The organism is Achromobacter seleniivolatilans (assembly GCF_030864005.1).
GTDB lineage: Bacteria > Pseudomonadota > Gammaproteobacteria > Burkholderiales > Burkholderiaceae_B > Achromobacter > Achromobacter seleniivolatilans.
This window is the reverse complement of record NZ_CP132976.1, coordinates 877,968-893,725: the sequence shown is the minus strand read 5'-3', so window position 1 is coordinate 893,725 and position 15,758 is coordinate 877,968. Positions and strand designations below refer to the sequence as shown.

General features: G+C 60.0%; 14 protein-coding genes. 8 read left to right on the top strand and 6 right to left on the bottom strand.

Features of this window, described 5'->3' with window-relative positions:
- Positions 1-56 precede the first annotated feature (56 nt).
- The 4 genes from RAS12_RS04045 to RAS12_RS04030 all read right to left on the bottom strand — a co-directional run bounded on the left by RAS12_RS04045 (position 57) and on the right by RAS12_RS04030 (position 7,785).
- A complete protein-coding gene (locus tag RAS12_RS04045; protein WP_306945373.1) occupies positions 57-5,186 on the bottom strand; it encodes an NACHT domain-containing protein in 5,130 nt (1,709 codons plus the stop codon).
- A gap of 715 nt (positions 5,187-5,901) precedes the next feature.
- Positions 5,902-6,072: a hypothetical protein gene (locus tag RAS12_RS04040; RefSeq protein WP_306945371.1), complete on the bottom strand. Its 171-nt coding sequence runs from the start codon at positions 6,070-6,072 to the stop codon at positions 5,902-5,904.
- 289 nt (positions 6,073-6,361) lie between these two features.
- The gene (locus RAS12_RS04035; RefSeq protein WP_306945369.1) at positions 6,362-7,156 is read right to left on the bottom strand and encodes an IclR family transcriptional regulator; all 795 of its coding nucleotides are present in this window, start codon (positions 7,154-7,156) and stop codon (positions 6,362-6,364) included.
- On the bottom strand, positions 7,153-7,785 hold the full coding sequence (locus RAS12_RS04030) for a flavin reductase family protein (RefSeq protein ID WP_306945367.1): 633 nt from the start codon (positions 7,783-7,785) through the stop codon (positions 7,153-7,155). Before RAS12_RS04030 ends, RAS12_RS04035 begins: the two co-directional genes overlap by 4 nt.
- Before the next feature lie 243 nt (positions 7,786-8,028).
- Between RAS12_RS04030 and RAS12_RS04025 the strand changes: the two genes are divergently transcribed.
- The 6 genes from RAS12_RS04025 to RAS12_RS04000 all read left to right on the top strand — a co-directional run bounded on the left by RAS12_RS04025 (position 8,029) and on the right by RAS12_RS04000 (position 12,804).
- Positions 8,029-8,997 carry a Bug family tripartite tricarboxylate transporter substrate binding protein gene (locus RAS12_RS04025; RefSeq protein ID WP_306945365.1) on the top strand — a complete coding sequence of 323 codons (969 nt, stop codon included), beginning with the start codon at positions 8,029-8,031 and terminating at the stop codon, positions 8,995-8,997.
- A gap of 83 nt (positions 8,998-9,080) precedes the next feature.
- On the top strand, positions 9,081-9,485 hold the full coding sequence (locus RAS12_RS04020; RefSeq protein ID WP_306945363.1) for a RidA family protein: 405 nt from the start codon (positions 9,081-9,083) through the stop codon (positions 9,483-9,485).
- A 13-nt stretch (positions 9,486-9,498) separates the two neighbouring features.
- A complete protein-coding gene (locus RAS12_RS04015) occupies positions 9,499-10,371 on the top strand; it encodes an amidohydrolase family protein (RefSeq protein WP_306945362.1) in 873 nt (290 codons plus the stop codon).
- A complete protein-coding gene (locus RAS12_RS04010) occupies positions 10,368-11,234 on the top strand; it encodes a fumarylacetoacetate hydrolase family protein (RefSeq protein WP_306945360.1) in 867 nt (288 codons plus the stop codon). Before RAS12_RS04015 ends, RAS12_RS04010 begins: the two co-directional genes overlap by 4 nt.
- Before the next feature lie 10 nt (positions 11,235-11,244).
- A complete protein-coding gene (hpaH, locus tag RAS12_RS04005) occupies positions 11,245-12,027 on the top strand; it encodes a 2-oxo-hept-4-ene-1,7-dioate hydratase (RefSeq protein ID WP_306945357.1) in 783 nt (260 codons plus the stop codon).
- A gap of 9 nt (positions 12,028-12,036) precedes the next feature.
- Positions 12,037-12,804 (top strand): HpcH/HpaI aldolase family protein, encoded by a 768-nt coding sequence (locus RAS12_RS04000; RefSeq protein WP_306945355.1) that lies wholly within the window; start codon positions 12,037-12,039, stop codon positions 12,802-12,804.
- Positions 12,805-12,984: 180 nt separating this feature from the next.
- On the opposite strand, the gene RAS12_RS03995 is transcribed toward RAS12_RS04000, so the two are convergent.
- Both RAS12_RS03995 and RAS12_RS03990 read right to left on the bottom strand, forming a co-directional pair.
- Positions 12,985-13,560 carry a hypothetical protein gene (locus RAS12_RS03995; RefSeq protein WP_306945353.1) on the bottom strand — a complete coding sequence of 192 codons (576 nt, stop codon included), beginning with the start codon at positions 13,558-13,560 and terminating at the stop codon, positions 12,985-12,987.
- Between the two features lie 92 nt (positions 13,561-13,652).
- Complete coding sequence (locus RAS12_RS03990) at positions 13,653-14,036, bottom strand: hypothetical protein (protein WP_306945352.1); 384 nt, start codon at positions 14,034-14,036, stop codon at positions 13,653-13,655.
- A gap of 258 nt (positions 14,037-14,294) precedes the next feature.
- Between RAS12_RS03990 and RAS12_RS03985 the strand changes: the two genes are divergently transcribed.
- Both RAS12_RS03985 and RAS12_RS03980 read left to right on the top strand, forming a co-directional pair.
- Positions 14,295-15,233 (top strand): tetratricopeptide repeat protein, encoded by a 939-nt coding sequence (locus RAS12_RS03985; protein WP_306945350.1) that lies wholly within the window; start codon positions 14,295-14,297, stop codon positions 15,231-15,233.
- A gap of 85 nt (positions 15,234-15,318) precedes the next feature.
- The gene (locus RAS12_RS03980; protein ID WP_306945347.1) at positions 15,319-15,741 is read left to right on the top strand and encodes a hypothetical protein; all 423 of its coding nucleotides are present in this window, start codon (positions 15,319-15,321) and stop codon (positions 15,739-15,741) included.
- Positions 15,742-15,758 lie beyond the last annotated feature (17 nt).

The following is a 15,758-nucleotide window of genomic DNA, read 5'->3' as shown; positions in this document are numbered from 1 at the left end:
ATTACAAATTTTTGACGCCGGACGCTTGAACTAAGCCGCGCAGCGTAGTGTTGGCTTCAAAGCTTGCTAAGCTCCTCCTCCAACCGTGTGGCCTCAGGCACTCCAAGCGCAATAAGCGATGCGACGAGGTTGTCGATGGCAGGCCGCAGCGGCGCGCTACTGCTGAAGCTGGTCGGGCTGCGTGCCTGGATGGCCTCCATGAGCAAGCACCAACGGCGGCCCACACCGTGATCAATCCACAGCTGTCGGAAATCAGGATATGCCTCAAGCCATACACTTCCAGCCTCAACCAGCACATCGAGTTGCTCGGCTAGTGGCGTAACTTCAAGCAGGTTGAGTAATACCATGGCGGCGAAGGGTGACGGTCCTTTTCTGACCAGTTTCCCAAGAATAGGGAGAAACGGGCCCACTCGCTCCACGCCCTTCTCAAGCAGGTAGCATTTCGATCCCTGCCCGTACATGTAGTCGTTAAAGAACAAGACGGCGATTGCCGGGCCAATGTGCATTTCGATAGAAAAGTCCCTGGTTCGGCTGAGACGTTCCCATCCTCGCGTGGTCAGCATTCGGTCGGCGAATGTGCTCCGAATGTCTACGGCTACCTGCGTCGGAATACTGTCGCCCTCGAAATACACCACGTCGATGCTGCGCAAAAAATCGACGAGCACGTCATAGAAATTCCGGTCTGGAAGCGCAACGATGTGCCGCACGACCAGCTCAGTGGCATCAGGCGTTGACAAACCGATAACGCATCGTGCAACCGCCGCAAAGAAGGTATCGTTCCACTCAGATGGCGGGTGGTCCGTTTCGTCTCCGTCGTCTAGGTTCGCTCCATTCGCAAGGGCAGTCCAAGCCATGTAGGCCCTCACCAGCTCATTGAGCCAAGGAAGCGTGTCATCTATGGAAAGAGTGCGCACTTGGCGCAACCAAAGAGCCGCAGCCTGATGATTTACATGCTCTGTTGGCGAAGGCGCCGACGCTTCTGGTGGTTCTGCTGGTTCTGGTGTCGCAATTCTGGCTCCAGGTAAACGTAGTTGCATTCTCGACCGAGCTTGCTCTACCGGAAATGTCGGCCACGTTGGCTCCGGGCCTTCACCTCCAAGCCATGCCATCTCAGCGGCAACGGCCGCCCGTGCCCGTCCATGACTGCGCGCTTTTCGAGCCTTGACCTCTTCCTGCGACGCATCCCAAGCTCGGCTCTCCACGACGCTGGCGTTGAATGCACATCGGAGCACAGCTCTCGGTAAGCGACTATCGACGTCCGCTAGGACTGCCGCGAACGTCCCTAATCCGTGCGCGGCAGCGTGGTTTCCTGTCGCCGCTACCTCAAGAAGCGACCGCACGTCTTCCGGCGTTGACCGATGTCGCAAGGCGTGAATCAACCCGGCATAGGCGATCGCGGTCGGATTGAAGCGTAGGCCTCCTCGCGTCTGGCGTGCCAAACCTTCGTCGAGGGCTGCAAGCGTCTTTTCCAATTGAGACCGCGCCCATTCCCCGTACTCAGCGCGCAAGTCATCATCGCCGTCCCGCATGACGATCATCGCGGCCGTCACAATTGCTTCCTCTTGCATTCGCCGCTCTCCGCCATCGTCGTCGGATTCGACTTCTTCCGTCGTCGTTGCAGAACGCCGCGCCCAAGCCGCCGCTGCCGACCGGCCTTCTGGTAGCAACCGAGCGGGATCGTCGAGCGCAAGGGTCAGCGCAGACCGCGTGGCGGAGTCTGACTCTCGCTCAGTCGTGGCGTCTCGCAAAGCCTGTAGATGGGTCTGCTCAGCCATTGGCGATCGATATTCGCGCGCAGTTGCGGATGATCCGTCCCTGAGCGTCACTTCGACTTCTTGCCAATTTGCGGCATCCAATAGGTTTAATGCGAACCGAGCCATGAATTCCGGGTTGCCCAGATTCGCGCTTGCGGCGGGTTCGCCCAGGCGTGTTGCTACGGTCGTCAGCAGCGTCCTCAATGCCGCGAGCTGATCTGGGGATGCCAGGAACGTGAAGTTGCCAATCAGTCCGTCGAGCGTTATCCGCCGGGATGGCCGACGCTTCAGGTCAGCAGCGGTCACGCTGCCGCGCGGTTCGCTATGCAAGGAGTCAAACCCGAAGAAGTCCGGCATTTCGATGCGATCGTGAACCTGACGCGTGTAATCGATACACAGCAGTTCGGGGCAGCCGAGAAAATCTGCCGCCACATCAAGTGATTTGGGCCAATACGAGATGATGAGATCAACTGCCACCAGCAAGTATGCAGCGCACGAGTATTGTGGCCCGAGCACGTCTGTCAGCACATCTTCGAAGGCTTCGCCCGCATCAATGCGGCGGTGCGCCCATGCTTCGAGGGCCATCAGCGAAGACGTGACAGCGTTGCAGTTGCTGTTGCGTGACCAGAAGTAGGTCTGCGTCCACGGGAAGGTGCGCGTCCCTTCAGGAAAGGCCAAGTCGAACCCATTCGTCCCTGGGTCAGCACCTCGACTTTTGTGTGCGACCGCGTGTGCGACCAAGCGATGAACCAAGGCCAACCCGTTCTTGGGCGAATTGGTCAATAGATCGAGGAATGGGCCTTGTGCCGGCGAGGCCGGGAAGAACTCATGATCGATATATGTAAACGCATCCTCGCGCTCCCGGCCGAAGTGGCGCTCGCGTCGACGGGGCCTTGCGATCAACGCCTCCGCAGTCAGGTTAGCCAGCTCTGCCGGGGCTGCTTGCGCCAGCGCGCCGCGCATCTTCAAGATGCTGCGCACGATGTCTTCGTTGTACTCGCTCTTTCCCACTGCCGTCAGGTATTCAGCGGCTAGCTCTGGCGTTGTGTGCGCGAACATGACGAACGCTTCGCGGAGGTCCGATCTCAGGCCCTCGCTTCGTATCGTCATTGAATCTATTGGCTCCACCAACCTCAGCCAACGGTAGATCTGTCGTGTTGTAAACGGCGTGATACTGGAGGCGCCAAGTGTACCAACCGAGAAATTCGTGTATAGCTGAACAATCTCTGGGATGGCATCTTTAGGAACGCTATCTCCGACACCTAAGAGCCAAACAATCAATGTCTTCCATGCCGGGCCACGCGGGACGTTGATCGATGCGGGTATGAGCGCAGGGTCGACTCCCGCAGCCGCAAAGACCTGCGCGGCCGGAAGCACGTCGACTGCCATGACCGTTCGGATGAGTTCGCGCAGCAGTTCGGAGCCATTGGCGAGTAGCTCGGGCGATGCGCGTTGGAGAAGTGTTTCCGCAGCTTCCGATCGAGCTAGGGCGAGCAACGCGGCGCGGCGCCAAGAACGATGAACTCCCGCTTGGCTCAGCCGATCAACGAGCGCGTGCCACCTCACGCCATCAGACGCCCGCTCGATTGTCATACGCGCTGCCAGCTCAACGCCACGTGCAAACATCGCCATTGCTGGCCGATCTAGCCGCAGCCTGCTGACGAGTTCGGGCCCGGCATGCAAGGCGCTAGCAATCGCCCACTCACGCAGTACGTCATGACGAAACGCGACCTGGTCGATACCCAAATCCCGCAGAGTCCCGCTGGACACCAGTGCATCGATCGGCGCTGCAGCTTGGCCTGTAACGTCGAGGGAGTCAGCGCCAGACATGGTCTGCGCTGCCGCGCCTTGCAGTAGCCGAATTCGATCTCGCCACCCGGCATCGCGTGTGCCGTCCGCAGTGGTCCACCACTGCTCGGCCATATCGACTTCAGTGCGCGGTATGGGGTCAGATGCTGGCTGACTTGCCAGCCGTGCGAGGCGAAAAAGGTTTCTGGCGACCTGGCGTGCGGGATGTCCATCCGTTAGCAGGGGTCCAAGCGAAGGATCTGTCACCTTCAGCTGCTCAATTTCCACCTTGCTCAGCTCATCTATTGTGATCGCGTCGGGTTGCGCCAAGCGTGCCAGTGCGTCGCTCGGGAGCCAGTTGGGCTCATCAATCCCAAATTCGCGCCGGGCCGTCACGACCACTGCGATTCCCGGGACGACAGAGGCCTCCCTGACGACATCGACTACCGTGGGCCTCTCCTCTGTGCTGAAAGAGTCGAGGTTGTCGATAAAGATCGTGGCGCCACCATCGTTAGCCAGTTCGACAAGCAATTCGCGAAGCGTTCCGTCGAAACCGAGTTGCGCACGCAACGCTGCCCACCCGCGGGGAACACATCGTCCGGGGCTGAGAACGATGACCTGACTTTCGGCTTGCATGGCCTCGGCCATCTGCCGCAAGATCCCCGATTTGCCGACGCCTGCGTCACCACGGATCTCCACAAAGCGTCCGCGGTCCAACGCTTCGCGCGTTGCGGCCACACGCGCTTGTCGTGCAAGTACGACGTTGCCCACGCAATTGCGAATGTCGGCAAGTGCCAAGCGGGACGACTCGGCTAGCGCTGCTCGGGCCATAGCGTGCCGACGTTCACCTAGGAACCGATAGCCCAGCTGCGCGAGAGCTTGCAATGCCGTCTCGCGAGTTCTGTCGCCTCCACTTTTCGCCACGTCGATTGCTAGTTCAATGAGGTTGACCCAGAAGGCCCCAGCGCGCGATCCATCGTCCGTGTGTAGCACACGTATAGCGCGTTCTAACGCCAGGTCGTGTGATGCAGAGCCTGAGGCCGTAAAGTCGAAGGTCAGAATCTGCAGCCGACACAGCAACAGCCAGACGGTCTCGTTGTCGTCAGGCGAGCCTTCGTCTCGTAGGTGGCTTTTGAACGTCTTGACGAAGGCGCGCATGTCGTCGTTTGCCACGCCCGCCAGATCGATTTGGACGAAGAATGTAGCCGCGTCGCCAATCTGCCGCGCGAGCGTGAGGACATCCTGATATGCCCCATCGATCTTGCGCGATCCCTTCGTCGTCGCAATCGCCAATTCGTACCGCTGCGTCAAGAAGTCAGGCCGTTGCGACGCCTTGACAACTTGGCCAACGACTTTGCGAAAGACGGGGTCGGCGGCAGCAAAGGTGATGGATCTCTTGACCTGAACTTCCAGCACCGCCGGCTTTCCGGATACGTTTTCGTGCGCGTGGATAATCACGTCGTCGAGCGGATGCCCCGCATTGGCTTGCTGTAGCCCGACTCGGTCTATCGAGGCGCCGGGGAGCCCTCGGGCGGGTGCCCCGGCAAGCATGGCGAGCAAGTATGACGCACCGACTTGGCCCTCGAAATGAGTGCCCGCAGGCCCGCTGGCCAACGTGCTCATCCCGGAGTGGCTGTCAGCCATAGACATTTCCTGCTCACTCATATTTCTCCCCTCCGAAACTGGTGTCCTCGTCGCTCACTGCGTCGGTGCTTCATCACCAAATACTGTAACAAAATACTCATTTGCAACTTATGAAGGCCAGCGTGCTCGTGGCGATACGCGGAAGGCAATGCACACCCATTGGTCCCCTAAATACTCACGCGGCTGTGTGACTACACCCGACGACTGCTCTGCGACAAGTTGCCGGGCTGCCTGATGGGCAGTCCGAAATCAGTCTCAAGCAATCATTTGCGGGCAGGGTTTCAAGGTCTGCTACTGGCCGGAAGCGGACTATCGTGAACGTTAGCTTCCGGTTTGAAACGGAAGATCGACGAAAAATGGTCTATTCCTGCTTCTGCAGTCAGCGCAATCCGCCGTCGGGCGCAGCCGAATTCGCGCTTCGAAGGGCTGGAAAGGTTCGCACTGTGTTTCCATTTCGCTTCAGCACCGCCAAGTTTCGGATCGCTTCCTAGCCAATAAAGAGTTGAACGCTGATCCGCACAAAGCAGTGTTCATAAGAATATTTGGGAATAAGCTCGGGGATAGGTCAGCAATAACTCAGGCAAGCAACACCTAGCAGATGGTGTGCTCTGCCCGCACACCCAGCAACGATCTACGAGGCCGTAGGCAACCACCGCACGTGTCATTCGGCGCCGATAGCTCGGCCGTCAATGGTTAGGCGACCACGAAGCGTCATCTATCCAGTGGAAGCCTTTGCGGATGCGATTTCTCGCTCAAGCGCTTCACGCACGGTTTTAAGTCGATTCTGAATCGAAATCCGCTGTATGACCGACGATGCGGGAATAGCCTCAAGCATCCGCTCCAACTCTCGGATTTCCGAAGCTAAAAAATCATCACGTTTAATCATGTCTCAACTCCACAGTCGCCCTTAACTCTAGGGCGATCACTCGCAATGCATTAGCATCCTTGGCCGCATCCAGTCGAATCTGAAGGAAGCCTTCAACATGCCGTCCCCCTGGTGAGACACCTAGGTGCTGTATAGAGCTGGTAATCATAGGTCCCACACACACCTATCGCCCTACAAAAACACCCATTTACCACCGTAAATAAGTCCTACTCTTTGCCGAAGCGACCTCAACTGCGTTCGACATGGGCCTAAATCACAAACCATCTAACACTCCCACCTGCCCCCCAACTTACCCTCTACCCCCCACAACCCTTCCCCACCTCCCCGCAATCCCCCCCGCCGCCCCTTTCATCCTCTCCACCACCATCTCAAACCTCCCCACCCCCAACCTCTCCGCCATCGCCGTCACCGTAATCGCCCCAAGCGCCTCCCCTCCCACACTCAACACCGGCACCGCCACCGCACTAGTCCCCGGCATCAACCCCATCGGCGCATGCGCAATCCCCTCCCTCCGCGCCACCTGAACCCGCGCAATAACCTCCTCCACCCGCTCCCCCATCACCTCCAACCTGGCCGCATTCCCCCGCACCAGCTCCTCACTTTCCTCCACTCCCAAACTCGCCAACAACGCCACGCCCGACACGCCAACTCCAAGCGGCCTCCTAACCCCCACCTCAATCGACAGCACCTGTATCGGATGCCTTCCCGTCCGTCTGCCAATACAAATCGAGTCGTGCCCATGTCGAATACTCAAAAACACCGTGTCCCCCACTTGCTCCGCTAGCTCGGCCATATAAGGCTCTGCCATCGTCAGTAATGGAAACCGTCGAGTCCGGGCGAGTCCCAGCAAACTAATCTCCTGCCCGATCAAATACCGCCGCGTATCCAGATCCTGTTCGACCGCGCCTTCTTGCACCAGCGTCTTCAATAATCGATGCACAGTAGGCCGGTTCAATCCAGACATTCGCTCCAAATCCACCAGCCGCACGCCCCTCTCCTGTCCGCAGGCAATCAGCCGCAGCAGGGCCAGCGCTCGCCTTACGGTTTGCGCGCCGGATGCGGTTTTATCTTCGGCTTCACTCACGCGGCCTCCGGTTTCAGAACCGATTTTGGGGTCTGCTGAATACCGCGCTTGGTGACGATGGGGCCTAGCGATGCATAGTTCGGGCCGGCGATGCGGCATATGGGCCGCAGCAATTCCGTATCGATCTTGCCGTCTTGCAGCAGGCCTTCGCGGATGTGAAACATCACGACTTCCCCTACGAAGAACTCCGCGCCGGTTTCTCCGAATGGCGTCACGCTGTGAAAGCGGCATTCCAGGCTGATGGGTGCGGCGGCGAGGCGCGGGGTTGCGATTACTTCGCCGGGAAGCACGCTTAAACCCAGCACGTCGGCCTCGCTGACTTCGGGCGGATGTTCGTGGGCGCTTTCATGCAGGGGATCGAGCAGGGTTTCGTCGCCGATGTTCACCACGAAATGACCGTTGGCCAGGATGTTGCGGGCGGTGTCTTTGCGTTCGCCTGCCTTGCGGCCGATGTTTATGCCGACCATGGGCGGTTTGTTTGAGACGAAGGTGTAGCAGCTGAATGGCGCCAGGTTGACGCCGCCGTGGGCGTTGACGCTGCTGATCCAGGCGATGGGCCGGGGCACGACGATGCCGCTCATCAGGCGGTAGGTCTGTTCGGGGTTCAGGTCGCTTGCGGGGAAGTGCATGGTGGGTCTGGCTCCGTAGTCCGGATATTGAACATTCAACAATGGGATTAACCGCGCGCGCAATAAGCGCCTAGCCTAATTCTGCGAAGAAATTGGCTTTGGTCCAAGACCACGCTCAGGACGACGTTTCAAAAGCGTCCACATATCGGAACTTTTCTGCAAATTCGCGTTGTTCAGCAGCGTGAGAATTCCTAGAGTGTCGTCAAACAGACAAAACGTGATGACACGACCAGGAGACAAAACATGACTCGCAATGCGCTTCGCGCCTGCGCCACGGTGGCGCTGACCGTCCTGACTTCCATGGCGCACGCCGCCTGGCCCGAGAAACCCGTAAAGATCGTGGTGCCCTATCCGCCTGGCGGCAATGTGGATGTGGCGGCGCGGTTGATTGCGCCGGGGTTGCAGGCGGCGTTTGGGCAGCCGTTCATTGTGGAGAACAAGCCGGGCGCGGGCGGGATGATTGCTGGCGAGCAGGTGGCGCGGTCCGAGCCGGATGGCTACACCTTGTTCATGGCGGCCAATGGGCCGTTGCTGTTCTCGCCGTTGATTTTCAAGCGGGAAGCCTACAAGTGGGATCGGGACTTTGCGCCGATCAGTTCGGTGTCTTACACGCCGTTGGTATTGCAGGTGAAGCCAGGTTTGCCCGCGAAGACGCTGGATGAGTTGCTGACGCTGGCCAAGAAAGAGCCGGGCAAGCTGAACATGGCGTCGCCGGGCGCGGGCACGACGAATCATCTGGTGAGCGAGCTGTTGCAGTCCTTGACGGGCGCGCGTTGGACAACCGCGCAATACAAGGGCAATGCGCCCGCAACGACCGATTTGTTGGGCGGGCAGGTGGACTTTAACTTTGATCAGATTTCAGTGGCGCTGCCTTACGTGAAGGATGGTCGGTTGCGCGCGCTGGCTGTGACGACGGCCAAACGCGTGCCGTCGATGCCGGACGTGCCGACGTTTGCAGAAGCTGGCGTGCAGGGCATGGAAGCGGCCACGTTTACCGGTTTGCTTGCCCCGAAGGGTACGCCGCCTGATGTGCAGAAGCGGTTGAGCGAAGCGCTGGTCAAGATTCTGGCGCAGCCGACGATCATTCAGCGTTTTGACGAGCTGGGCGCCGAGGCGCGCGGCAGCTCGCCCGAGGAATTCACGCGTTATCTCGCGGCCGAAGATGCGCGCTGGACGCCGATCATTAAGCGCGCTGGCATCACGGCGAATTGACCCCCAGCAAGCGGGCGCGTCGTGGCGGCGGAGCCTCCATCGCCGCGATGCCCCCTTCCCCTTTTCTCTTTTCGGAACACGCCATGAGCAGACGCAGCATCTATGCCGAAGGCTTCAGCCACAAGAATCCCATTCCGGCCGCATGCCGGATTGGTCCCATGCTGTATTCGGGCAGCATTCAAGGCACCGATCCCGCCACCGGCGCTTACGGCGCGTCGCTTGAGCGTCAGTGCGAACTGATGTTCGATCACGTGCGGCGCATTGTTGAAGCGTGCGGCGGCACGCTGGATCACATCGCCAAGATGACGGTGTGGATGCGTGACCGCAACCAACGCGCCGCGCTGAATGCGGTGTGGCTTAAAGCGTTTCCCGATGCAGACAACCGCCCAGCCCGCCACACGATGCAAGCCGACCTGGATGGCGACAAGCTCATTGAGTGCGATTTTGTCGCGGTGATTGGCGACGTGATTGGCGACGTGATTGGATAAGGGAGCGCAAACGATGACGCCATATCAGCCCTTTCACTCCCATCCTTCAGCCCCGGCCACACGCCTTCCGCCGCGCGCCTGCGACAGCCAGTTTCATGTGTTCGGCTCTGCTGACCGCTATCCGGTGCGCCCCGGCGCGGCCTACGAGATGCCCAGCGCCACCATCGAGACCGCCCTTGCCCTGCACCGTTTGCTTGGCATCGAACGCGGCGTGATCGTGCAGGCAACCACCTACGGCGCGGATCACCAGGTGGTGCTGGACGGTCTGGCCGCAGCCGGCCCCTCGTATCGCGGTTGCGCCAACGCGGTGGTGCTGGCTGAACGTGATGACGCCTATATCCAGAAGCTGCACGACGCCGGTGTGCGCGGGGCGCGTTTCACGCGTCAGGGTTTGGGTATCAGCATGACGCCGGCCGTGTTTGACAGGGCTATCGGCCGCATTCGTGAGCTGGGCTGGTACGCCAAGTTCCAGCCGGAACCCGACGGCATGATGGCGCAAGCGGCGCAGTTCGAGCGGCTGGAGATTCCGGTGCTGCTGGATCACATGGGCCGCGCCGATCCTGCCGCGGGCCAGGCGGACCCGACTCGGCGCTTGTTGGAGTCATTGCTGACTCGCGGCAATTTCTGGGTGATGTTGTCGCTGACCGAGAAGATTTCACGCACAGGCCCGCCTTGGGACGACGTGACGCCACTTGCGCAGGCGCTGATTACCGCCAACCCAGACCGCGTGGTCTGGGGCAGCGACTGGCCGCATCCGGTGTCGGTCAAGGCCACGCCCGACGAAGGTCAATTGGTGGACCAATTGGCGCGTTATGCGGGCGACGCCGCGACGCTCAAGAAAATCTTGGTCGACAACCCCGCTCATCTGTTTGGATTCGACAAATGAAACTGCTCAGTTTTACGCATCAAGGCCGTGCACACTTTGGCGCATTGCGCGGTCAGGACGAGGTCGTTGCGCTGGATGGCCACGGCTATGACAGCCTGCGCGCCGCCTTGGATGCAGACGCCCTGCCCGCCTTGGCGCAGTTGGCCAAAACGCTGCCGGTCACGCATCGGCTGGGCGAGATCCGGCTGTTGCCGCCGATTCCCGTCCCGGAAAAAATCATTTGCGTGGGCGTGAACTACGGCAAGCGCAATGAGGAATACCAGGACGGCAGCGCGCCACCCGCGTATCCCAGCGTGTTCCCGCGGTTTCCGGGGTCGTTTGTCGGGCATGGCGAGCCTTTGCTGCGCCCGCCCGAGTCCGAGCAATTGGATTACGAAGGCGAGATCGCCATCTTGATCGGCAAGGCCGGACGCCGCATCTTGGCGGATGACGCCTGGAGCCATGTGGCGGGCCTGACCTGCCTGAACGAAGGCACGGTGCGCGACTGGTTGAAGCACGGCAAGTTCAACGTCACCCAGGGCAAGAACTTTGATGCCAGCGGCTCGATGGGGCCCTGGATGGTGACGGCCGACGAGTTCGATCCTGCCGCGCCCCTGACCGTCACCACCCGCGTGAACGGCGAACTGCGCCAGCAGGACGCCACCGACAACCTGATGTTCCCGTTCGCGGAACTGATCCGCTACATCTCCATCTGGACCACGCTGCAACCCGGCGATGTGATCTCCACCGGCACGCCGATTGGTGCGGGCGTGCGCTTTACGCCGCCACGGTTTTTGAAGCCGGGGGATGTGGTCGAGGTGGAAGTGGCGGGCATCGGCATTCTGTCCAACCCCGTGGCGGATGAAGCCGCCGCCTCCCAATAAGGAGCCGTTCATGCTTAACGAAGAAGACCGCGCCCGCGCGGCCAGCCTGCTGCTTGAAGCGGAACGCAGCGGCGTGCCCACCACGCAGCTGGACCAGGCGTTTCCGGATATCGAGATCGCGGACGCGTATGCGATCCAGCAGATCAACATCGACCAGAAGATTGCCGACGGCGCCCGCCTGCGCGGCCACAAGATCGGGCTGACGTCCAAGGCGATGCAGAGCACCGTTGGCATCGACGAGCCGGACTATGGGCATTTGCTGGACACGATGTTCTTTCAGGATGGGCAGACCATTCCTACGGACAAGCTGATCGTGCCGCGTGTGGAGGTGGAGCTGGCCTTTGTGCTGGGCAAGCCCCTGCGCGGGCCGGATGTGAGCCTGTTCGATGTGTTGGATGCGACGGATTATGTGGTGCCTGCTCTGGAGCTGATCGACGGGCGCAGCAAGTATCCGCGCCGCATTGTCGACAACATTGCCGACAACGCGGCCTGCGTCGGCATCGTGCTGGGCGGCCGGCCGGTGCGGCCGCTGGATATCGATCTGCGCTGGGTTGGCGCCCTGCTCCTGAAAAATGGCGTGATTGAAGAGTCCGGCGTGTCGGCCGCGGTGCTGGGGCATCCGGCGCTGGGTATTGCATGGCTGGCGAACAAACTGGCGCTGCATGATGCGGGGTTGGAGGCCGGGCACATCGTGCTGGCGGGTTCCTTCACCCGCACCGTCGCGGTCAAGCGCGGCGACACACTGCATGCCGACTACGGCAAGCTGGGCAGCATTTCGGTGCATTTCTCTTAAGGACAGCGCATGGAACTCCCCATCAATACGTTCAAGCGCGCGCTGCGCGCCCAGCGCCATCAAACCGGGCTGTGGGTCACGCTTGGGCATCCCAACAGCACCGAACTGGTCGCGGCCAGCGGCTTTGATTGGCTGCTGCTGGACACCGAGCACACCCCGGTCGTGCTGCCCACGGTCATGGCGCAGTTGCAGGCAGCAAGCGCCTACAACAGTCATGCCGTGGTGCGGCCGTCGTGGAATGACAAGGTGCAGATCAAGCAATATCTGGACATAGGCGCGCAGACTTTGCTGCTGCCGTATGTGCAGAACGCCGATGAGGCGCAAAGCGCGGTCGCCGGCATGCGTTATGCGCCGCGTGGCGTGCGGGGCGTCAGCGGAACGATGCGCGCTACGCGGTATGGCCGCGTGCCTGACTACATGCGCCGGTGCGAAGAGGAGCTGTGCTTATTGGTGCAGGCTGAGACAGGCGAAGCGCTGGAGAATCTGGACTCAATAATTGCGGTGGATGGCGTGGATGGGGTGTTCATCGGGCCGGCGGATCTGGCCGCCAGCTTGGGATATCCGGGAGAGCCGCAGCATCCGAAGGTGGTGACCGAGGTTGAAAGTGCGATTCGTCGTGTGCGGGCGGCTGGCAAGGCGCCGGGCGTTCTGACGGGGGATGAGAACCTGGCACGCCGCTACATCGAGGCCGGGAGTTTGTTTACGGCGGTAGGCGTGGATGCGGCGATTCTTGTGCGGTATTGCGATCAGTTGGCGGCGCGGTTTGCTGGTGTTTGACGTCGCCTTTGCGCAGAGCCTTGACCCAGCCGCAGTGCCTTGATACTCGACAGCCGCTGCGGGCTGCGGGCCCACTACGCCAGACACGCAAGTTTCAGATTCCTCCTCGTTTGGAGACCCACACTTGCGTTGCGCATTCTTCAGCCAGTCGAGTGAGGCTGCCAGCAGGCTCCGCAACAGCTACAAATCGCTCAACAAGCCAGAGTTGAAACTCCACGTGTGATTGGCGTTAGCCGTGCAGCGAACCACTGGAGTTTTGCTCTCGCTGCGAGGGACAACGATAACTTTCAATTTGCCGGCGCAAACAGGGCAATGCCCGCCGATCTGTGTACGGAAAACCTCGCCCGCAGCATTCAGCTCAAAGATGTTCTTTGAAGAAATCCAAAAGTAGCGCTGGCGCATCAACTGCACCCCCACTGCCAGCACCACACCGAATGCGCCACCCAGCGCGAACCACCAGCCCGAATCCACTATTTTGGTCAATCCGAAAACACAGCCAACCAAGCCCAGGGCCCCGGACGCTATCAGCCAATTCGCTTTGAACGGCAGTCCGCGCAGCATGACGGGGACGATTTTCAATCGGACGATGTCGCCAGAATGTTTATCGCGGCGACTTTTGTTGGCGGCTTGCTCTGCTGCTGCTGGATTACGTTGATAGGCATTGAACTCATCCAGATTTAGGGAAAACTTCTTGGATGTTGACGTTGAGTACAGCGCTTTCGCGCACGGCCCACAGGTCAAATCGTCGCCTTCCATGGCAATGCCACACGAATTGCAAAACACTCAAATCCCCTTAAAAATAAGTGCGGAATTTCGCAAACGCATCCGCCAAGACATCACCCGAATCATCACTTCGCCGGCGCATAAATCACCTTCACCGAACTATCAGCCTTACTCGACGCGGACCTTGGCCCGAACTTCGGATCAAACCCCGGATGCCACGCTCTAAGCTCCGCATCTGAAATCCATTGAAGTTGCAGCTGATCGTCGGGCGCATAGGAGCCGAACTGCACCAGCGCGTTCACCGCCGAATTGCAATTCTCTGATGTGCCAGCTTTCAGAACAGACACTTGCGTCTGCTCGCCTGATGTCATGGAGCCCCGTTGAGGGCATTTGCGCACCTCAACATGGTAATTGCCGTTGGGCGAAGGCAGATCGACAATGATTTTGTTCGGGCCGCATGCGGTCAGCATGACGGACGACAAAAGCAAGAGCGGAACGGTTTTTCTCATCGGGCGATCTCTTCACTGCCAAGACAGTCGATTGATGAACACTTCGCTATGATACTGGGCACTTCTTCGCCATTCGCAATTTGGATTGCGCTGGCCAGTCAATCGCATCAACTTGCAGTTTGGAGCATGATGCCAGCGGCATCTAAGCCAGCTGATTCAAGGTATGGTTTGCCGATTTTGGATCACGCATAGCGCGATATCGCCAACCAGAATCACTATGTGATTTCACTCTATAGCCAGAGGACCAGGAGTCCACTTTTGTCTACCACGCAATACGCACGCACCTTGTCCTTGGCTTTCGCCGGCAGTGCGTTGTCCCTTCTGATCGCAGCCACTGCCCTTGCCGACTCCCCGCATCCGCAGGAAACCACGCAACCGGCCGCAGACACCGCCGCGGCCCTTCCGCTGAACCTTGCTGATCTGCGCACCCGTTGCGATTTTTCCTTACGCACCCCGTTGGATGCCGTTATTGACGCCTGCATCAAGGTAAGAGAGGCTGCCGGGAATAACACGGCGCTACGGGCCTGGGCGATTGCTCACGAGGGGCTTGCCTACGGTCGCATGGCAAGCGGGGGTAGCGCTGACGAGCAAGCAGCCTTGGCCGCTCGCTCGGTGGAACGTTATCGAGAAGCGATAAAGACCGACCCGAAAGAGCCCACCGCGTACCGCTATTTGGGCGACCACTTCTACGATACAGATGCCAAACAGGCGATATCCAACTATCAGCTTGCTGCCGCCCTGACGCAGCAGGATGACGTTGGCATGGACAACCTCAAGGCCGCGTGGCTCTACGATCGAGAGAAAGACTATCGGAACGCCGCCATCATCTATACCGCCCTGATCGACGAAAAAAAGGGCGGCCCCGTGTATCGCGGCGCTTCACTATATGCCATGCGTGGGGCGAGCTATGAGAAATTGGGTGAACTGGATTTAGCTGCGGCGGATATCAATGAGGCCATTCGCCTTGAGGCCAACAACATCACCAACTATACGAACCGAGGCAACGTCCTTAGAAAGCTCGGACAGCTCAAAAACGCCTTGGCCGACTTCGACTATGTATTGGCCCGCGACCAAGACGCGAGAGCATTTCTGGGTCGCGGGCTGGTCAGACGGCAACTGGGAGACGCATCCGGTGCAGACGCCGACATCGCGCGCGCGGCAGCCCTGAAGCCGCGTCTGAGTGAGGCAGATCTTTAAGGTCTCGACAATAGATAACCTGCGGCAGCCGGCGGCCGTGTGCGTGAGCGGGTGCCAGCGACTCCTACCCCGCTAAACTCCCCCCATGCGCAACCAAGCCGACCCCTTTGCCCCGCCCAACAAGGCCCGCCCTGCCCGGCTGAACTCCCTGCTCTGGGTCCTCGACCCGCTTGAGCAAGACGCCAATTACCTGCGCCGCAAGATGTTCGGCTGTGATGCGGCCTATCTGGATGGGTCGCTGTACCTGGTGGTGGCGGATCGGGAAGAACCCTGGAACGGCGTGATGGTATGCACCTCGCACGAGCGTCAGGCGGCGCTGGTGGCTGAGATACCGAATTTGCTGCCTCATCCCGAGTTGGGGAAGTGGCTGTACCTGCCGCAGTCGGATGAAGCCTTTGAGGCCATTGCGGCAAAGCTGGTAGCGCTTGCGCTGGCGCGGGACCCGCGTTTGGGGGTGGTGCCTAAGCCACGGTCAAGGCGGCGCAAGTCTTGGCGTGCGGACGAGTAAGGCGCCCTAGCGTCTTA